General features: G+C 70.2%; 14 protein-coding genes and 4 tRNA genes. 9 read left to right on the plus strand and 9 right to left on the minus strand.

Annotated features, from left to right (window positions below; translation table 11 throughout):
* Positions 1 to 45: 45 nt before the first annotated feature.
* The 3 genes from ACFWBD_RS06655 to ACFWBD_RS06665 form a co-directional block, all read right to left on the minus strand.
* A complete protein-coding gene (locus tag ACFWBD_RS06655; RefSeq protein ID WP_385663636.1) occupies positions 46 to 2,361 on the minus strand; it encodes a DEAD/DEAH box helicase in 2,316 nt (771 codons plus the stop codon).
* 349 nt (positions 2,362 to 2,710) lie between these two features.
* Positions 2,711 to 3,250 (minus strand): hypothetical protein, encoded by a 540-nt coding sequence (locus tag ACFWBD_RS06660; RefSeq protein WP_385663639.1) that lies wholly within the window; start codon positions 3,248 to 3,250, stop codon positions 2,711 to 2,713.
* Between the two features lie 96 nt (positions 3,251 to 3,346).
* Complete coding sequence (locus tag ACFWBD_RS06665) at positions 3,347 to 3,697, minus strand: metallopeptidase family protein (protein ID WP_385663641.1); 351 nt, start codon at positions 3,695 to 3,697, stop codon at positions 3,347 to 3,349.
* Between the two features lie 84 nt (positions 3,698 to 3,781).
* Between ACFWBD_RS06665 and ACFWBD_RS06670 the strand changes: the two genes are divergently transcribed.
* From ACFWBD_RS06670 to ACFWBD_RS06700, 7 genes are all read left to right on the plus strand, one after another.
* A complete protein-coding gene (locus ACFWBD_RS06670; RefSeq protein WP_385663644.1) occupies positions 3,782 to 5,368 on the plus strand; it encodes a metallophosphoesterase in 1,587 nt (528 codons plus the stop codon).
* Between the two features lie 80 nt (positions 5,369 to 5,448).
* Positions 5,449 to 5,521: transfer RNA gene (locus ACFWBD_RS06675), tRNA-Glu, on the plus strand.
* A gap of 38 nt (positions 5,522 to 5,559) precedes the next feature.
* Positions 5,560 to 5,634: transfer RNA gene (locus tag ACFWBD_RS06680), tRNA-Asp, on the plus strand.
* 24 nt (positions 5,635 to 5,658) lie between these two features.
* A tRNA-Phe gene (locus ACFWBD_RS06685) sits at positions 5,659 to 5,732 on the plus strand.
* Between the two features lie 116 nt (positions 5,733 to 5,848).
* Positions 5,849 to 9,817 (plus strand): ATP-dependent RNA helicase HrpA, encoded by a 3,969-nt coding sequence (hrpA, locus tag ACFWBD_RS06690; protein WP_385663647.1) that lies wholly within the window; start codon positions 5,849 to 5,851, stop codon positions 9,815 to 9,817.
* A gap of 94 nt (positions 9,818 to 9,911) precedes the next feature.
* Positions 9,912 to 9,986 (plus strand) — tRNA-Asp (locus tag ACFWBD_RS06695).
* A gap of 153 nt (positions 9,987 to 10,139) precedes the next feature.
* A complete protein-coding gene (locus tag ACFWBD_RS06700) occupies positions 10,140 to 10,331 on the plus strand; it encodes a DUF6274 family protein (protein ID WP_385663650.1) in 192 nt (63 codons plus the stop codon).
* Between the two features lie 505 nt (positions 10,332 to 10,836).
* Here the strand turns inward: ACFWBD_RS06700 and bldC are convergent.
* Entirely contained in the window at positions 10,837 to 11,043 is a 207-nt protein-coding gene (bldC, locus tag ACFWBD_RS06705) for a developmental transcriptional regulator BldC (protein WP_003949541.1), read from the minus strand.
* A 603-nt stretch (positions 11,044 to 11,646) separates the two neighbouring features.
* On the minus strand, positions 11,647 to 12,489 hold the full coding sequence (locus tag ACFWBD_RS06710; protein WP_385663653.1) for a hypothetical protein: 843 nt from the start codon (positions 12,487 to 12,489) through the stop codon (positions 11,647 to 11,649).
* A 188-nt stretch (positions 12,490 to 12,677) separates the two neighbouring features.
* Here ACFWBD_RS06710 and ACFWBD_RS06715 point away from each other — a divergent pair, with 188 nt between their 5' ends.
* Together ACFWBD_RS06715 and ACFWBD_RS06720 are read left to right on the plus strand one after the other, a co-directional pair.
* The gene (locus ACFWBD_RS06715) at positions 12,678 to 13,778 is read left to right on the plus strand and encodes a Leu/Phe/Val dehydrogenase (RefSeq protein ID WP_385663656.1); all 1,101 of its coding nucleotides are present in this window, start codon (positions 12,678 to 12,680) and stop codon (positions 13,776 to 13,778) included.
* 310 nt (positions 13,779 to 14,088) lie between these two features.
* On the plus strand, positions 14,089 to 14,349 hold the full coding sequence (locus ACFWBD_RS06720; protein WP_200726382.1) for a DUF3073 domain-containing protein: 261 nt from the start codon (positions 14,089 to 14,091) through the stop codon (positions 14,347 to 14,349).
* A 102-nt stretch (positions 14,350 to 14,451) separates the two neighbouring features.
* On the opposite strand, the gene purM is transcribed toward ACFWBD_RS06720, so the two are convergent.
* The 4 genes from purM to ACFWBD_RS06740 form a co-directional block, all read right to left on the minus strand.
* Positions 14,452 to 15,552, minus strand: coding sequence for a phosphoribosylformylglycinamidine cyclo-ligase (gene purM, locus ACFWBD_RS06725; RefSeq protein ID WP_385663659.1), 1,101 nt, complete (start codon positions 15,550 to 15,552; stop codon positions 14,452 to 14,454).
* Between the two features lie 41 nt (positions 15,553 to 15,593).
* Positions 15,594 to 17,120 carry an amidophosphoribosyltransferase gene (gene purF / locus ACFWBD_RS06730; protein WP_385663661.1) on the minus strand — a complete coding sequence of 509 codons (1,527 nt, stop codon included), beginning with the start codon at positions 17,118 to 17,120 and terminating at the stop codon, positions 15,594 to 15,596.
* Positions 17,121 to 17,373: 253 nt separating this feature from the next.
* Positions 17,374 to 17,811, minus strand: coding sequence for an META domain-containing protein (locus tag ACFWBD_RS06735; protein WP_385663663.1), 438 nt, complete (start codon positions 17,809 to 17,811; stop codon positions 17,374 to 17,376).
* Between the two features lie 94 nt (positions 17,812 to 17,905).
* The gene (locus ACFWBD_RS06740) at positions 17,906 to 18,703 is read right to left on the minus strand and encodes a sterol carrier family protein (RefSeq protein WP_385663666.1); all 798 of its coding nucleotides are present in this window, start codon (positions 18,701 to 18,703) and stop codon (positions 17,906 to 17,908) included.
* Positions 18,704 to 18,778: the final 75 nt, after the last annotated feature.

Raw genomic sequence — 18,778 nt, forward strand, 5'->3', positions numbered from 1 at the left:
CCGATGTTCGGTGGGGGCCACGGCGTTCACTCATCTGAGCCGACGTCAGCCGTTGCGCTTCCAGCGCGGCTTGTCGTCGCGGCGGCCGGTCGTGCCGGAGCCGGTGCCGGTGCCGGTGCCGGTGCCGCGGTGGTCGTCACGGCGGCCGAACGGACGGTCGCTGCCACGGTGCGTGGACGGACGGTCGTCGCGACGGTCACGGTTGAACGGACGGTCGCTGCCACGGTGGGTGGACGGACGCTCGTCACGACGGTCACGGTTGAAGCCGCCCGACTGACGGTCGTCGCGGCGGAAGCCACCAGAGGGGCGCTCGTCACGACGGTCACGGTTGAAGCCGCCCGCGGGACGGTCGTCGCGGCGGAAGCCACCGGAGGGACGCTCGTCACGACGGTCGTCACGGCGGTCGTCGCGACGGTCACGGTTGAAGCCGCCCGCGGGACGCTCGTCGCGGCGCTCGAAGGAACGGCCACCACGGTCGTCACGGCCGGCGCCGCCACGGTCGTCACGGCGGTCGCGGTTGAAGCCACCGCGGTCGTCACGACGCTCGAAGGAACGGCCACCACGGTCGTCACGGCCGGCGCCACCGCGGTCGTCGCGGCGGAACCCGCCACGCTCGCCGTCACGGCGGTCACGGCCGGCGCCACCGCGGTCGTCGCGGTTGAAGCCGCCACGGTCGTTGTCGCGGCGCTCGAAGGAACGGCCACCGCGGTCGTCACGGCGCTCGTAGTTGCCCCGCTCGTCACGGCGCTGACGCGGCTGCTCGTACGCGGGACGCTCGGCGGGCTGCTCGGAGACCGCGGCCTCGGCCGGCGCCTCCACCACGGCGTTCTGCTCCACGACCGCCTCGGCGGCTGCGACGACAGCCGCCTCCGGGTCCTCGCCACGCTCACGCGCCACGCGGGCCACCAGACGGTCGGCGTCCTCGCGCAGCTCGGTCGCGCGTCGCTGCGCACGCTCCAGCTCCTTGGTGAGCTGGGAGACCTCACGCTCGGCCTGCTGCGCAGCGTTGCCCGCGGACTCGGCCTGGACCTCCGTCATCGAGCGGGCGCCGGTGATCTCGGCGACCTCCGGCTCGAAGGCGGTGCCGCCCTGGATGATGTGACGCCCGGCGTCGACACCCGCGTCCTCCATCAGACGGAAGATCTGACGGCGCTGGTGCGGCAGCGAGAGGGAGACGACCGTGCCGGTGCGGCCGGCCCGGGCGGTACGGCCCGCGCGGTGCAGGTAGTCCTTGTGGTCGCCGGCCGGGTCCACGTTCAGGACCAGGTCGATGCCGTCGACGTGGATACCGCGGGCGGCGACGTCGGTCGCGACGAGCGCGTTGACGTAGCCCTTCTTGAAGTCCTCGAGCACCCGGGTGCGCGCGCCCTGCGTCATACCGCCGTGCAGCGCGTCGGCCTTCACACCGGAGTCGCACAGCTGCTCGGCGATACGGTCGGCGCCGAGCTGGGTGCGGACGAAGATGATGGTGCGGCCCTTGCGGGAGGCGATCGCGGCGGTGACCGGCGCCTTGTCCTTGGGCTTCACGATCAGGATGTGGTGCGACATGGTCGTGACGTTGCCCTGGGCGCTGTCGACCTCGTGCGTGACGGGGTTGCTCAGGTAGCGCTTGACCAGCGTGGAGATCTCGTTCTCCATCGTGGCCGAGAACAGCATGCGCTGGCCGCCGCCGGGGATCTGGTCGAGCAGCTCGGTGACCTCGGGCAGGAAGCCCAGGTCGGACATCTGGTCGGCCTCGTCGAGCACGGCGACCTGGACGTTCTCGAGCGAGCAGGCGCCGCGGTTGATGAGGTCACGCAGGCGGCCCGGGGTGGCGACGAGGACGTCGACGCCGCGCTCCAGGGCGTACATCTGGTTGCTCATGGACGTACCGCCGCAGACGACCTTCATCTTCAGGCCGAGCACGTCGCCGTACGGCTGAAGCGCGTCCGCGACCTGCATCGCGAGCTCACGCGTCGGCGTGAGGATGATGCCGCGGGGCTTCTTCTTGTCGGTGTGGCCGCCGGACAGCGACGCCAGCAGCGGCAGACCGAACGAGAGGGTCTTGCCGGAGCCGGTGCGGCCACGGCCGAGGATGTCCTTGCCGGCCAGGGCGTCCGGGATGGTCGCGGCCTGGATCGGGAAGGGGCTGGTCACGCCGTTCTGCGCGAGCTTGCGCACGACGCCCTCGGGGAGCCCCAGGGCGGAGAAGGTGACTTCGGGGGTCTCGGGGGTCTCGGCGACGGCTGCCTCGACGGCCTCGGCGACCTCTGCCGCGGCCTCGGCCGTCTCGACGGTCCCCGCGACCTCGATCGCCTCGAGGTTGATCGGCTCGTCGTTGTTCTCGGACACGACGGAGTGATCAGTACTGAAAATGGACATGCGAATGCGAAACCTTCCGGAGTCTCAAGTCGGCACGCGCCCGTCAACTCCGTGTTCGCATTGCACTACGACCGCCTCTATGCGGTCAGCCACGGCAAGGGAGAGTACGCGCCACACGGCGCGCTCTGCGGTGGCGCCGGGCAAATGGGATCAAACGATCTACCACTATAAGCACCCTGGCCACCGAAGGCAAACCGAGTCTCATCACCGCAGCTCAGCGGCCCTCTCGGGCCCGAGACCAAGGGCCGAACCAAGGGCCGACCGAAGGGCCTGAGACGAAGGACCTGAGCCGGGCCCGATCCGAGAGGCCTGCGCGAGACGGACGGCCTCCCGGGACAGAGCACCTGCTCTAGGCGGGCGAGCCCGCCTCCGGCGCCGGTTCCCGGTCCCCCAGCTGCGCCGCCGGCCCTCCGTCGCCCTCGTGCGCCGAGGACGACGGCTCGGCGACCGTCGGCTCCGGCACGGGCGACGGCGGCTCCGGCGTGGGCGCGGGCGGCTCCGGGTCCGGCGAGCGCGTGGGCGCGGGCGGCTGCGCCCCGGTGGGCGTCGGCGCCCCCGGCTGCTCGCTCCGCCCCGGCCGCACCGCCCCCGCCGAGGCCGGCGCGCTCCGGCCCGCCGACGGCGGGGCCGAGGCCGACGCCGAGGCGCTCGCCCTGCCCTTGCCGCCCTTCCCGTGCCCGTGCTTGCCGTCGCCGGCCGCCGCGCCCATCCCGAAGCCGCCCCCCGCGCCCGCCGAGACCCCGCCCGGGACCTCACCTCCCCGCCGGCCCGCCGAGTGCGACGGTTCGGGCCGGCCGCCCTCCTCGTGCCCCACGCTCATACAGCCGGCGGCCGCGGCGACGGCCATGACCGTCGCGGCCAGACGAACGGGTACGTACAAGGGGCGCACGGGGCCACCTCCGGGGCAGGCACAGGGAGTCGACCTGTCCAACTCCCGGCGCCCGCAAGAAGACACGCGCCGACGCGCGCCCCTGTGCCGTACGGCTCAGCCGTAGCCGAGGGCGTGCAGCCGGGCGTCGTCGATGCCGAAGTGGTGGGCGATCTCGTGCACCACCGTGACCTCCGTCTCCGCGACGACCTCCTCCCGCGTCTTGCACATCCGCAGCGCCGGCCCCCGGTAGATCGTGATCCGGTCCGGCAGTACGCCGGCGTACCACTCCCCGCGGTCCGTCAGCGGAGTCCCCTCGTACAGCCCGAGCAGCTCGGGATCGTCCACCGCCGGTTCGTCCTCGACGAACACCGCGACGTTGTCCATCAGTCGCGTCAACTCCGGCGGAATCCGGTCCAGCGCCTCGGCGACCAGTTCCTCGAACTCCTCACGCGTCATCTCCAGCACAGGTCCATTGTCCGGTACGACGCGGTCGGGGGGAGGTCACGAACCGTCCGCATACCAACGCCCGGACCGGGGCATAGGGCACCAATGGTCCGCGCCCGTCTCCCCACCGCAGTCCGGAAGCGTCCCAAGCCCGCCGGGCGCGGGAACCCCGTCCCCGAACTCGCCGCCCGGCCCAACCCCTGGATCCGCGCTCTCGGCCTGACCGCCGTCGTCCTCCTCGGCGCCTGGCTCGGCCTGCTGATCGTCGGGGACGTCCGCGTGTCCGTCGGCCCCATGAACACGACGATGACCCTGCGCCCGTCCGTCACCGGCGGCACGAAGATCAACATTTCCCCGCTCGGCGCGCTCAGCCTGGACAGCCACATCGCCCCGGTCCGCCTCGACGTGAACGTCGACCAGCTCGACCCCGAGCGCTCCCAGGCCCTCGTCGACCACCCCGAACGTCTGTCCGGCCTCCAGGACGAGGTCGCCCGTGACATCGAGCACGGCACCCTCGACCTCGCGCTCCGCTCCTGCGTCGCCGTGGTCTCCGGCGCCACCGCGCTCGGCCTCGCCGTCTACCGCCGCCCCCGCCGCGCCCTCGCCGCCGGCGGTCTCGCCCTCACCCTGCTGGCCGCCTCGGGCGCGACCGCGTACGCCACCTGGAACCCCAAGTCGGTGCTGGAACCGCGGTTCTCGGGCCTGCTCTCCTCCGCGCCCTCGCTCGTCGGCAACGCGCGCAGCATCGTCACCGAGTTCGACGTCTACCAGCAGGAGCTCGCCCGCCTGGTCACCAACGTGACCAAGCTCTACGACGTGACCTCCACGCTCCCCGCCTTCCAGCCGGACCCGACCACGGTCCGTGTCCTGCATGTGTCCGACATCCACCTGAACCCCGCGAGCTGGAAGATCATCGCCTCGCTCGTGGAGCAGTACAAGGTCGATGTGATCGTCGACTCCGGCGACACGATGGACCACGGCTCGGCGGCGGAGAACGGCTTCCTGGACCCCATCGCCACGCTGGGCGCGCCGTACGTCTGGGTCAGGGGCAACCACGACTCGCTCGTCACCCAGCGCTACCTGGAGGGCATGAAGAACGTGCACGTCCTGGACGACGGCCGCGCGGTCACCCTCGCCGGGCTGCGCTTCGCGGGCATCGGCGACCCCCAGTTCACCCCCGACCGCTCCGCCGCGTCCGGCGCCGAGGAGTCCCAGGAGACGGCCGGCGCCCGGCTGGCCGGGGCCCTGCGCGCCCAGCGGACCGCCGGCACCCCGGCGGACGTGGCCGTCGCCCACGAGCCCGCCGCCGCCCGGGGCACGGACGGTGAGGTGCCCCTCGTGCTGGCCGGCCATCTCCACCACGAGGACATGGAGGTCATGAAGAAGGGCACGCGACTGCGCGTCGAGGGCTCCACGGGCGGCAGCGGCCTGCGTGCCGTCGAGGGCAAGTACCCGGACCCCATCGAGGCGTCGATCCTCTACTTCGACCGCGACACCCGTCGCCTCCAGGCCTGGGACGAGATCAAACTCGGCGGTCTGGGCCTGACGACGGCCGAGGTCAGCCGCCACCTCCCGAAGGAGAACCTGCCGGGAGCCGTACCGTCCCCGAGCCCCTCCCCGACCCCCTCCCCCAGCCCGCCGCTCAGCCCCTCGACCGGCCCGTCCGGAACCCCTTCCAGGACGACCCCGTAAACCGTTTTGGCGATACCCCCCGCCATCCCATATGCTCATGACGTCCCCGACGCGCTGAGAAGCGCCCAGGCGGGCCGATAGCCCTCATCGTCTAGCGGCCTAGGACGCCGCCCTTTCAAGGCGGTAGCACGGGTTCGAATCCCGTTGGGGGCACGCAACACCGTGTGCGACACTGTCGTACACAACAGCTGGGTCCTGTGGAGCAGTTTGGAGTGCTCGCCACCCTGTCAAGGTGGAGGCCGCGGGTTCAAATCCCGTCAGGACCGCTGAGGTTTCACGTGAAACCTCGTGGCTGGGTAGCTCAGTTGGTACGAGCGATCGCCTGAAAAGCGATAGGTCGCCGGTTCGACCCCGGCCCCAGCCACAAGAACGAAGACCCTCTCCGGGTGACCGGAGGGGGTTTTTGTCGCTGCGCGAAGGACGAGGCGGCCCCAAAAGCACTCGCCCCTTCTTTCGCCGAGATGAGATCCTGGATCGCGTATGTCTACGCACCCCACTCCCGGCGCCACCGCACCGGGCACTCCCGCCCTCGGCGACCTCGCCCCCCGCCTGACCGAGCTGTCACTGCGCGACGCGCACCGGCTCGGGCGCAGGCTCGAAGGCGCGCGCAAGATCCGCAAGCCGGAAGCCCGTGCCGCCGTCCTCACCGAGATCGAGGCGGAGGTCGCCCGGGTCGAGGAGCGGATGGTGCTGCGGCGCGGCCGGGTACCCGCCGTCTCGTACCCCGAGCAGCTCCCGGTCAGCCAGAAGAAGGACGAGATCGCGGCCGCCATCCGTGATCACCAGGTCGTCATCGTCGCCGGTGAGACCGGGTCCGGCAAGACCACCCAGATCCCCAAGATCTGTCTCGAGCTGGGGCGCGGTGTCCGCGGCATGATCGGGCACACGCAGCCCCGCCGGATCGCCGCCCGCACCGTCGCCGAGCGCGTAGCCGAGGAACTCGCCACGCCCCTCGGCGAGGCCGTCGGCTGGAAGGTGCGGTTCACCGACCAGGTGAATCCGGACGCCACCTTCGTGAAGCTGATGACGGACGGCATCCTCCTCGCGGAGATCCAGACCGACCGTGAGCTGCACGCCTACGACACGATCATCATCGACGAGGCCCACGAGCGGTCCCTCAACATCGACTTCCTGCTGGGCTATCTCGCCCAGTTGCTCCCCCGCCGCCCGGACCTCAAGGTCGTCATCACCTCCGCGACCATCGACCCGGAGCGTTTCTCCCGGCACTTCGGCGACGCCCCGATCGTCGAGGTCAGCGGGCGGACGTACCCGGTGGAGGTCCGTTACCGTCCGCTCCTCGAAGAGGACTCCGAGGACGTCGACCGCGACCAGATCACCGCGATCACCGACGCCGTGGAGGAGCTCATGGGCGAGGGGAAGGGCGACATCCTCGTCTTCCTCTCCGGTGAACGGGAGATCCGGGACACGGCCGACGCGCTGGAGAAGAAGAAGTACCGCTTCACCGAGGTGCTGCCCCTCTACGCCCGGCTTTCGCACGCCGAGCAGCACCGGGTCTTCCAGCAGCACACGGGCCGCAGGATCGTTCTGGCGACGAACGTGGCCGAGACGTCCCTGACCGTCCCGGGCATCAAGTACGTGATCGACCCCGGCTTCGCCCGCATCAGCCGCTACAGCCACCGCACCAAGGTCCAGCGCCTGCCCATCGAGGCGATCTCGCAGGCCAGCGCCAACCAGCGCAAGGGCCGTTGCGGCCGGACCAGCGACGGCGTCTGCATCCGGCTGTACGACGAGGACGACTTCCTCGCCCGTCCGGAGTTCACGGACGCGGAGATCCTCCGTACGAACCTGGCGAGCGTCATCCTCCAGATGACCGCGGCGGGCCTCGGCGACATCGAGAAGTTCCCCTTCCTCGACCCGCCGGACCACCGCAACATCCGCGACGGGGTGCAGCTGCTCCAGGAACTGAACGCGCTGGACCCGTCCGAGAAGGACCCCCGCCGGCGGCTCACCCAGACCGGCCGCAAGCTGGCCCAGCTGCCCGTCGACCCGCGCCTCGCCCGCATGGTCCTGGAGGCCGACAAGAACGGCTGTGTGCGCGAGGTCATGGTGATAGCCGCCGCGCTGTCCATCCAGGACCCGCGTGAGCGACCGGCCGACAAGCAGACCCAGGCCGACCAGCAGCACGCCCGCTTCAAGGACGAGACGAGCGACTTCCTCGCCTATCTCAACCTGTGGCGGTACGTCCGCGAGCAACAGAAGGAGCGGGGTTCCTCCTCCTTCCGGCGTATGTGCAAGCAGGAGTACCTGAACTTCCTGCGCATCCGCGAGTGGCAGGACATCTACACGCAGCTCCGCACGGTCGCCAAACAGATGGGCATCCATCTGAACGAGGACGACGCGCCCGAGCAGAGTGTCCATGTCTCGCTCCTCGCCGGGCTGCTCTCGCACATCGGCATGAAGGACGTGAAGGACGGCAACAAGAACGAGTACCTGGGCGCGCGGAGCGCCAAGTTCGCGATCTTCCCGGGCTCGGCCCTCTTCAAGAAGCAGCCGCGTTTCCTGATGTCCGCCGAGCTGGTGGAGACGAGCCGCCTCTGGGCCCGCGTCAACGCGCGGATCGAGCCGGAGTGGGTCGAGCCGCTCGCCGGGCACCTGCTGAAGCGGACGTACAGCGAGCCGCGCTGGGAGAAGGACCAGGCGGCCGTGATGGCGGACGAGAAGGTCACGCTGTACGGCGTCCCGATCATCGCCCAGCGGAAGGTCAACTACGGCCGGATCGACCCGGAGACCTCCCGCGACCTGTTCATCCGCAACGCGCTGGTCGAGGGCGACTGGCGCACGCACCACAAGTTCTTCGCCGACAACCGCCGGCTCCTCAGCGAGGTCGAGGAGCTGGAGCACCGCGCCCGGCGCCGGGACATCGTGGTGGACGACGAGACCCTGTTCGACTTCTACGACCAGCGGGTGCCCGAACACGTCGTGTCCGGCGCGCACTTCGACTCGTGGTGGAAGCACAAGCGGCACGAGCAGCCCGATCACCTGGACTTCGAGCGGGAGATGCTCATCCGGGAGTCGGCGGAGGCGGTCACCAAGGCCGACTATCCGGACTCCTGGCGGCAGGGTCAGCTGAAGTTCCGGGTCACGTACCAGTTCGAGCCGGGCGCGGACGCGGACGGCGTGACCGTCCACATCCCGCTGCAGGTCCTCAACCAGGTCACGGACGAGGGCTTCGACTGGCAGATCCCGGGCCTGCGGGAGGAGGTCGTCACGGAGCTGATCCGTTCCCTCCCCAAGCCGATCCGCCGCCACTACGTACCGGCGCCGAACTTCGCGAAGCGTTTCCTGGACCGGGCGGTGCCTCTTCAGGAGCCGCTCACGACGACCATGGCGCGTGAGCTGAAGCGCATGGTCGGCGTCCCGTTCGAGGCCGAGGACTTCGACTGGTCGCGGCTCCCCGACCATCTGAGGATCACCTTCCGGATCGTCGACGAGCGGCGCCGCAACCTGGCCGAGGACAAGGAGCTCGAGCCCCTGAAGCTCCGGCTGAAACCGAAGGCGAGGCAGGCCATCTCGCAGGCGGCCGCGGCCATCGCCGAACGGCAGGGCGGCGAGTCCCTGGAGCGCTCGGGCCTGACGGACTGGACGATCGGCTCACTCGCCCGCGTCTTCGAGACCCGCCGCGCCGGCCAGCCGGTGAAGGCGTACCCGGCGCTCGTCGACGACGGGGACACCGTGTCCGTGCGCCTCTTCGACACGGAGGCGGAGCAGGCGGCGGCGATGTGGAAGGGCACGCGTCGGCTGATCCTGCGCACCATTCCGGTCAACCCGGCAAAGTTCGCATCCGAGAAGCTGACGAACGCCCAGAAGCTCGCGCTGTCCGCGAATCCGCACGGTTCGATCCAGGCTCTGTTCGACGACTGCGCGATGGCGGCGGCGGACCGGCTGATCGCCGACTTCGGCGGTCCGGCCTGGGACGAGGAGTCGTACCGGAAGCTCTACGACAAGGTGCGCGCGGAGATCGTCGACACGACGGTACGGACGGTCGGGCAGGTGCAGCAGGTCCTGGCCGCCTGGCAGGCCTGTGAGCGCCGCCTGAAGGGCGTCCGCAGCCCCGTGCTGCTCGCGAACCTGGCCGACGTACGGAAACAGCTGGACGCCCTCGTGAAGCCCGGCTTCGTGACCTGGGCGGGGCTGCGCCGCCTGCCCGACCTCATGCGCTACCTGGTGGCCGTGGACCGGCGCCTCCAGCAGATGCCGACCGGCGTCCAGCGGGACACCAGCCGCATGGAGAAGGTCCACGAGATGCAGGACGAGTACGCGTGGCTGCTGGAGCAGCTGCCGCAGGGCCGGCCGGTTCCCCAGCAGGTCCTGGACATCCGCTGGATGATCGAGGAGCTCCGGGTCAGCTATTTCGCCCACGCGCTGGGCACGGCGTACCCCGTCTCCGACAAGCGGATCGTGAAGGCGATCGACGCGGCGGTACCGTAACGGCTCCCGCACGGAGGGTGAGTTCGACCGGTGGGCTCACCCTCCTGTACAGTCCTTCTCGCAGCGCAACGCAACATCAAGTGCCGCAAAACCTGGTCCTGTGGAGCAGTTTGGAGTGCTCGCCACCCTGTCAAGGTGGAGGCCGCGGGTTCAAATCCCGTCAGGACCGCAGTGAACGAACGGCAAAGAGCCCGGATCTTCGGATCCGGGCTCTTTGCGTTGTCCTCCGGACGTTGTCCGCCGGTCTCTTGACGTCGCCACTCTCCGCCGGTACCCCAGAAGCCAGGGCCCGTTCCCGCGTGGCCCCGACGGAGGGTGGGGCATGGCGGCATCGGTCAGGCACGAGACGCGTGCACTGCTTCGCGCGCACCTGTCGGCCGCGACCCCCCACCGGCATCCGGCCCGCCACTGCCCGATCTGCCACCGCTTACTGCGGCTGGCGATGGGCGGCGCTCCACAGGGCGTGGAGGCCCCCCAGGGGGCCGTGGAGGGCGAGAGCCTCTCGACAGCGTGACCCGGGCTCGTTCGGCCTCCGGCCGGGCCGGCGTCCGCGCCCGCGTCCGCGCCCGCGTCCGCGCCCGCCAACAGCCGTACCCGCGTGGGGCGCTGGAACGTGAGCCTCCTCTAGCGCACATGAGCCAGAGGCAACAAGGCTCCTGGCATGTGACGGGTATCACGGCATGAGTTTTGAAAACCCGGGTTCTTACCAGGCTCCTACAACTGGTCAATTTTATATGTGCAATTGCACCACTCCGGAGGATGCCCCCAGGAACCCTCCCAGAGCCTCCCCAGACTCCGACAAGCCCGCTCACAGAGCCACCTGATACGACCCGCCGAGCGCCCTCGACCAGTCCCAAGCGCACAAAAAAGATCGCGCTGGACCCGGCGGAGTCCAGCGCGATCGACGACGCTCCCGTGGGCGAGGGGCCTGTTGGGGCAGGACCCACGTCGCTTGTAGCTAGGTTTCGGGCGTCCGCACAGGTTGGGGGACCTGACGTGTTGCCCGGTTATTCACTTGTTCAGGCCTCGCTGCGCTGCTGCGGGATACCCGCAAGCAGTGCGCGGACCTCAGCCTCGCGATAACGGCGGTGTCCGCCGAGCGTACGAATCGACGTGAGCTTGCCGGCCTTCGCCCACCGCGTGACCGTCTTAGGGTCGACGCGGAACATCGTGGCGACCTCAGCCGGGGTCAGCAGCGGCTCAGCATCAGGGGTGCGAGCGGTCATGAGCGGCCTCCTCGGGAGAACCGAACCTTCTCGGTTCTTTCCTCTAAATTCTGCACCTTGACCCGCGTTGCCCGAAATGGCGGACGCGAGTCGAGTCGGTTATAGGACGAACGGCTTGTCCTCGGCACTACAACTACACCATCTGTCCAGCCGCGTCGGCCAAACCGATGGAATTGCCCCCCAGGTGTTCATCGGCGACGGAAGCCGATGGACCATGCCATAGCGGACAGTCACGCCACTGTGACGATCAGTCACAGGACGATCAGGAGGCATCAGACCCCCCAAAGCGCTGCAATGCCGAGGTTTCCCCCCACAGTGGAGCATAAGCAGGCGGACGGAGCCCTCCCCGGACTCCTTGTCCTATTTTGGCACGAGGAGGGGCAAGCGACGCAAGGGCCGCGTACGTGCGTTCCATCACCCTTGCGACATAAGCCCGGATCGGGACCTACGTCCCGTCAGTTCCGTGAAGTGCGGTTGACCGTACGCTGTTCCACTGCTTCACGGCCGTGACGCAGGTCACTGACGAGGGCGGCTGTCGCGTCTGTCACATCGTCAGTTCACAGCAAGCGGGCCGAGTCGGCGGCCGTGAACGCACGGCGGCCGTCAGTTCGCGGAGCGCCGCTCCCGCACCGAGCGCCACCGCTCCACGAGCCGCCCGTACGCCTCGCCCGCCGCCGCGCCGTCCCCGACCCGCAGCGCCTCGATCCCCTCGGCCACGTCCTTCGCCGAGTGATCGTCCTCCAGATCACCCGCCGGCAGCACGTGCACCAGACCGCCGTAATCCAGTTCCACCAGCGAACGCGGGTGGAATTCCTCGAGCCAGCGGCCCACGTCCACCAGGCCCTCGATGAGCGGCCCCTCGTCCATGGCGTCCTTCAGCGTCCGCAGCGACCGGGCCACCCGGCGCCGCGCCTGCACCATCGGTGTGCGGTAGCGCAGCACGGGGGCCACCGCCGCCGTCCCCTTCTCGTACTGCCGCTCCTCGTCGGAGACGAGCACGAACCAGTTGAGCGGCACCTGCCAGACGGCCGTACGGATCCACGGGCGGGCGTCGGGGTTGCGTTCCAGCCACCGCTCGTGGTCCTTGGCGGCCTCCAGGCGCACGACCTCGGGCAGCGCCGCGTCCAGGACCGGCCGGGGCAGCTCGTCGTCCAGCTCCGCCAGGGCCAGCCAGCCGCGCAGCCGGGTACGCCAGGGACAGACGCAGAGCACTCCGCCCACCTGGGCCAGGAACGCGTCGCCGCTCTCGTGCACGGGCACCGCGACCGGCGGGGTGGGCAGCAGGTCGGCCAGCGAACGGCGCAGCTCGTCCTGGTAGGAGGGGAGGTCGGGGCGGCCGGCGTAGCGCGTCCAGTGGGTGCGCTCGGGCTCGGAGAAGGCGGCCAGCGGCTCGTACACGCGCAGATAGACCGCGTACGGAACGATCACCGAGGACACCTTGGGCACGCCTGCTCCCTCCCCCTTCGGCCGACCGGGAAACCCTGCGAATCGTCCCACGGCGGTACTCCGGGAGAAGGTGATCCCCAACACTGCGAGAGCGGCGGGCCACGCAGGCTCTACTCTCAGTCCACAGGCCCCGCCACCCTTACGGTGCCTGCGTCCCGATCGCCGCTAGACACCCGGGAGTCACCACAGTGACCGACGTATCCGGCGCACCTGCTGATGTACTGCACACCCTGTTCCACTCGGACCAGGGCGGTCATGAGCAAGTCGTGCTCTGCCAGGACCGCGCCAGCGGCCTCAAGGCCGTCATCGCCCTCCACTCCACCGCTCTGGGCCCCGCCCTCGGCGGTACCCGCTTCTACCCGTACGCGACCGAGGCGGAGGCCGTCGCCGACGCGCTGAACCTCGCGCGCGGGATGTCGTACAAGAACGCCATGGCCGGCCTGGACCACGGCGGCGGCAAGGCCGTGATCATCGGCGATCCCGACACGATCAAGACCGAGGCGCTGCTGCTCGCGTACGGACGTTTCGTGGCCTCGCTCGGCGGTCGGTACGTGACCGCCTGCGACGTCGGCACCTATGTCGCCGACATGGACGTCGTGGCGCGCGAGTGCCGCTGGACGACCGGGCGCTCGCCGGAGAACGGCGGGGCCGGCGACTCGTCCGTGCTGACCGCCTTCGGCGTCTACCAGGGCATGCGGGCCTCCGCCCAGCACCTGTGGGGCGACCCGTCGCTGCGGGGCCGTACCGTCGGCATCGCAGGCGTCGGCAAGGTCGGCCACCACCTGGTGGAGCACCTGCTGGAGGAGGGCGCCCAGGTCGTGATCACGGACGTGCGCCAGGAAGCGGTGCGGCGGATCGCCGACAAGCACCCTTCGGTGGACGTGGTCGCCGACACCGAGCGCCTGATCGGGATCGACGGGCTCGACATCTACGCGCCCTGCGCGCTCGGCGGTGCGCTGAGCGACGACTCCGTGCCGGTGCTGACGGCGAAGATCGTCTGTGGCGCGGCCAACAACCAGCTCGCCCACCCGGGCGTGGAGAAGGACCTGGCCGACCGCGGGATCCTCTACGCGCCGGACTACGTGGTGAACGCAGGCGGGGTCATCCAGGTCGCCGACGAACTGCACGGTTTCGACTTCGAGCGGTGCAGGGCGAAGGCCGCGAAGATCTTCGACACCACGCTCGCCATCTTCGCACGTGCGAAGGAGGACGGGATTCCGCCGGCCGCGGCGGCCGACCGGATCGCCGAGCAGCGGATGCACGAAGCCGCCCGGGCGCGCGGCTGGTGACCCTCGCGCACGGCCCCGCGGCGACTCGCCCGGGGGTTGCGGCGGTACCGCCGGGTGGAAAGTTGGAGAGAACTCTCACTCTTCCCGGCGGGTCGGCCGCCGATAAGTGGTTAAAATCGCCACTGACCAGCAAGGACGGGGCGACCGAACGGTGCTGCGCACACGCGCGTGCCACGGGCGACGTACCGTACGGGCGTGGGCTCAGGTACCGTGGGAGCCCTACGACGGGCTCTCCACGGAGGGACCGTCCTGGATCATGAACGCGTGTCAACCTGGGGCCGTCGAGCCCCGTCGTTGAGGGGGTCGAGCCATGGGGCGCGGCCGGGCCAAGGCCAAGCAAGCGAAGGTCGCCCGCCAGCTGAAGTACAACAGCGGCGGGACAGATCTCTCACGCCTGGCCGAAGAGCTGGGCGCATCGCCATCGAATATTCCGCCGAATGGTGAGCCATTCGAGGACGATGACGATGACGATGAGCAAGACGACGACCCGTACGCACGGTACGCCGAGCTGTACGGGGCCGACGACGAGGATGACGGCGAGGACTCTTCGCAACATCGTCGCGGCGCTTGACCTTGTACTGAGCACCCGCCCGGTCGGTGACTTCGGTCACCGGCCGGGTCTTGTGCTGCCTACCCGATCACGAGCCTGCCCGGTGGCGGGCCCGCTCGGTTCTCAGCCCGCGTAGTCCCCGACCAGCTCCGCGCCCGTCGTGTGCGCGCCGCGTTCGGTGATCTCGCCGGCGACCCAGGCCTCCACGCCGCGGTCGGCCAGCGTCGCCAGGGCCACGTCCGTGGACTCCTCGGGCACGATCGCCATCATGCCGACGCCCATGTTCAGGGTCTTCTCCAGCTCCAGACGCTCGACGGAGCCGGTCCTGCCGACCAGGTCGAAGATCGGGGCAGGGGTCCAGGTGGAGCGGTCCACGACGGCGTGCAGCCCGTCCGGGATCACCCGGGCCAGGTTGGCCGCGAGACCGCCGCCGGTGATGTGCGAGAAGGCGTGGACGTCCGTCGTGCGGGTGAGCGCCAGACAGTCCAGCGAGTAGATCTTGGTGGGCTCCAGGAGTTCCTCGCCGAGGGTGCGGCCGAGGTCGTCGATCCGCGCCTCGAGGGACAGCCCGGCCTGCTTCAGCAGGACGTGCCGGACCAGGGAGTACCCGTTCGAGTGAAGGCCGGAGGCCGCCATGGCGATCACCGTGTCACCCGTGCGGATACGATCCGGGCCGAGCAGCCGGTCGGCCTCCACGACGCCCGTACCGGCGCCGGCCACGTCGAAGTCGTCCTCGCCCAGCAGACCCGGGTGCTCGGCCGTCTCGCCGCCGACCAGGGCGCAGCCGGCGAGCACACAGCCCTCGGCGATGCCCTTGACGATGGCGGCGACCCGCTCGGGGTGGACCTTGCCGACGCAGATGTAGTCGGTCATGAACAGCGGTTCGGCGCCGCACACCACGATGTCGTCCATGACCATGGCGACCAGGTCGTGGCCGATGGTGTCGTACACGCCCAGCTGACGGGCGATGTCGACCTTGGTGCCCACGCCGTCCGTGGCGGAGGCGAGCAGCGGACGCTCGAAACGCTTGAGGGCGGAGGCGTCGAAGAGGCCGGCGAAACCGCCGAGGCCGCCGAGGACCTCGGGGCGCTGCGTCTTCTTCACCCACTCCTTCATCAGCTCTACGGCGCGGTCGCCCGCCTCGATGTCGACTCCGGCAGCCGCGTAGGACGCACCGGAAGCACTGCCCGTCACCGGAGGGGACTGATCGGACACAGAAGACATTGCCTGGGATCTTTCGGTTGGTGAAACGGGGCTCTGCGGCGCTACGGGCGACGGATGGCGTCAGCCGCGGCCGTGGCTGCGGGACCCGCGGCCAGCTCGGTCTCCAGGAGCTGCTTGCCGAGCAGCTCGGGGTCCGGGAGCTCCATCGGGTACTCGCCGTCGAAGCAGGCGCGGCAGAGGTTCGGCTTGGCGATGGTGGTCGCCTCGATCATGCCGTCGATGGAGATGTAGGAGAGGGAGTCGGCGCCCAGGGAGGTGCCGATCTCTTCGATGGTCATGCCGTTGGCGATGAGCTCCGCGCGGGTGGCGAAGTCGATGCCGAAGAAGCAGGGCCACTTCACGGGCGGCGAGGAGATCCGGATGTGGACCTCGGCCGCGCCCGCCTCGCGGAGCATGCGGACCAGGGCCCGCTGGGTGTTGCCGCGCACGATCGAGTCGTCGACGACGACCAGGCGCTTGCCCTTGATGACTTCCTTCAGCGGGTTCAGCTTCAGGCGGATACCGAGCTGGCGGATGGTCTGTGACGGCTGGATGAACGTCCGGCCGACGTACGCGTTCTTCACGAGGCCCGCGCCGAAGGGGATGCCGGAGGCCTCGGCGTAGCCGATGGCGGCGGGGGTGCCGGACTCCGGTGTCGCTATCACCAGGTCGGCGTCGACCGGCGCTTCCTTGGCGAGCTTGCGGCCCATCTCCACGCGGGAGAGGTACACGTTGCGGCCGGCGATGTCGGTGTCCGGGCGGGCCAGGTACACGTACTCGAAGACACAGCCCTTGGGCTTCGCTTCCGCGAACCGGGAGGTGCGCAGTCCGTTCTCGTCGATGGCGATGAACTCGCCGGGCTCGATCTCACGGACGTAGGCGGCGCCGCAGATGTCGAGGGCGGCGGACTCGGAGGCGACCACCCAGCCGCGCTCCAGGCGGCCGAGGACCAGCGGGCGGATGCCCTGCGGGTCGCGGCCGGCGTAGAGGGTGTGCTCGTCCATGAAGACGAGCGAGAAGGCGCCCTTGACCTGCGGAAGGATCTGGTGGGCCGCTTCTTCGATGGTCAGCGGCTTGCCGTCCTCGTCGACCTGGGCCGCGAGCAGCGCGGTGAGCAGGTCGGTGTCGTTGGTCGCCGCGACGCGCGAGGTGCGGCCCTCCTGCTTGGGCAGGTCGGCGACCATCTCGGCGAGCTGGGCGGTGTTGACGAGGTTGCCGTTGTGACCGAGCGCGATGGAGCCGTGCGCGGTGGCACGGAACGTCGGCTGGGCGTTCTCCCACACGGAGGCGCCGGTGGTCGAGTAGCGGGCGTGTCCGACCGCGATATGACCCTGGAGCGAACCGAGCGAGGTCTCGTCGAAGACCTGGGACACGAGGCCCATGTCCTTGAAGACGAGGATCTTGGAGCCGTTGCTGACCGCGATCCCCGCGGATTCCTGGCCTCGATGCTGGAGGGCGTAGAGCCCGAAGTAAGTGAGCTTGGCGACCTCTTCACCGGGAGCCCAGACTCCGAAGACGCCGCAAGCGTCCTGGGGTCCTTTCTCGCCGGGGAGCAGATCATGACTGAGTCGACCGTCACCACGTGGCACGCCACCGAGTGTAGGCGAGATCGACCACTGGTCCGAATTGGGGATACCCGCCGGTAACTCGATCACCTGTCGGCCATTACCTCCAAGATCCATTCATTTCCGCAGGTCAATGGCTGGATGTGGTGATCCATTGGATGGTTGGACGGGCCGCGGGGCGACTGCCCGGGCGGCCGTTCCGCATGCGCGAGTGAGGTGTCGCACACCATTGGGGTCGGCGGGCGCGGTCCACCGGGGCCGGGGAGCCGGCCGGATGTCATTTCCTGGTCAGCAGGACCTGATCGCCGTCGGCCGTGGCGAGCGTCAGCGTGCTGCCGTCGACCTCGGTGCTGAGGGCGCCCTCGGCGAGGGTGCCGGCCAGCGTGCGCTCGAAGTCCATGGGCTGGTCCGCGCAGGCCATCCTGGTCGACCTGGCGTCGCTGAACCGGATGCGGTCGCCCTCGACGGCGGCCTTGGCGGTGAAGTTGTTGCAGCCGTAACTGCCCGCCGCCTTGCCGTCCCGGATCTCGACGTGCGCGCCGGACGGGGCGCGGTGGGTGGTGCCGTCCACGGTGACGCTGTCGACGTTCCAGCGGACCCCGGTGACAGGCTGCTCGGCGCTCACCGCCCCGCTGCCGGGCTGTTCACCGTCCGCCTTCTCGCTGCCGCAGGCCGCGGCGAGCGGGATGAGCAGGACGGCCGCGGTCAGCGTCATGCGCTGCTTGTACGTGTGCGTAGGGCTGTGCCTCTGCCGGTACATGCCGGTTCGACGGGGCGGGTGGGGCGGTCGGTTCCACCCGGGGTCGGATTCAGGACATGAGGGGCAGCAGTGCCGTGAGGTCGGCCCGCTCGCCGCTCGCCGCGACCTTCGCCTGCGCGACGGCTTCCGGCCAGGTCACCCGGCCCGTCGCCAGCCGGATCCAGGTCAGCGGGTCGGTCTCGACGACGTTGGGCGGGGTGCCCCGGGTGTGCCGCGGGCCCTCGACGCACTGCACGACGGCGTACGGCGGGATCCGCACCTCCGTCGCGCCGCCGGGCGCCCTGGCGGCGAGGGCGTCGGCGAGGAGCCGGGTGGCGGCGGCGAGCGCCTGGCGGTCGTACGGGATGTCCAGGCCGGGGACGGCCGCGTTCAGGTCGTCGGTGTGGACGACGAGTTCGACGGTCCGGGTGACGAGGTGGTCGGCGAGGGTCATCGCTCCGGTGCGGGCGGCGAGGAGGCGGCCGCCGGGGGCGGTGGCGAGGGCCTCGGCGAAGCGCTCCTCGGTGCGGGCGAACAGGGCGTTCAGGTCGGGGTTGCCCGCGGCGAGGTCCCGGGTGCCGTCGCCGATGTCGGTGGCCCGGGAGGCGGTGGCGAACGGCCACTCGAGGAGCGTGAGGTCCGCCTTCGAAGGCTCGTCCCGGTCGAGGTTGCGGCCGACGGTCGCCACCGCCATGGTCACGTGCGCGGCCAGGTCCCGTACGGTCCAGCCCGCCAGCCGCGTGGGCAGCGCCAGCTGCTCGGGGCCGAGGGTCGCCACGGCCCGCCTCACGTTGCCGAACTGCGCGGTGACCGCGGCACGGATCTTGGCGGGGTCGTACGCGCGCGTGCGCTTCCTGGCCGGGGGCATGGCGGTGAGCCTAGTGGTCGCCTGTGACACCGGGGCCGTCCCGTCCGCGCGACCGGGTGACGGTCACGACGAAGG

The organism is Streptomyces sp. NPDC060002, from assembly GCF_042737245.1.
Taxonomy (GTDB): domain Bacteria; phylum Actinomycetota; class Actinomycetes; order Streptomycetales; family Streptomycetaceae; genus Streptomyces.

What these genes read in the sequence shown, in the direction of transcription:
- ACFWBD_RS06740 (WP_385663666.1), bottom strand. Translation starts at nt 18,703, where the DNA reads ATGCCCCCGGCCAGGAAGCGCACGCGCGCGTACGACCCCGCCAAGATC.
- hrpA (WP_385663647.1), top strand. Translation starts at nt 5,849, where the DNA reads ATGTCTACGCACCCCACTCCCGGCGCCACCGCACCGGGCACTCCCGCC.
- ACFWBD_RS06655 (WP_385663636.1), bottom strand. Translation starts at nt 2,361, where the DNA reads ATGTCCATTTTCAGTACTGATCACTCCGTCGTGTCCGAGAACAACGAC.
- ACFWBD_RS06735 (WP_385663663.1), bottom strand. Translation starts at nt 17,811, where the DNA reads ATGACGCTGACCGCGGCCGTCCTGCTCATCCCGCTCGCCGCGGCCTGC.
- ACFWBD_RS06700 (WP_385663650.1), top strand. Translation starts at nt 10,140, where the DNA reads ATGGCGGCATCGGTCAGGCACGAGACGCGTGCACTGCTTCGCGCGCAC.
- ACFWBD_RS06670 (WP_385663644.1), top strand. Translation starts at nt 3,782, where the DNA reads ATGGTCCGCGCCCGTCTCCCCACCGCAGTCCGGAAGCGTCCCAAGCCC.
- purM (WP_385663659.1), bottom strand. Translation starts at nt 15,552, where the DNA reads ATGTCTTCTGTGTCCGATCAGTCCCCTCCGGTGACGGGCAGTGCTTCC.
- bldC (WP_003949541.1), bottom strand. Translation starts at nt 11,043, where the DNA reads ATGACCGCTCGCACCCCTGATGCTGAGCCGCTGCTGACCCCGGCTGAG.
- ACFWBD_RS06720 (WP_200726382.1), top strand. Translation starts at nt 14,089, where the DNA reads ATGGGGCGCGGCCGGGCCAAGGCCAAGCAAGCGAAGGTCGCCCGCCAG.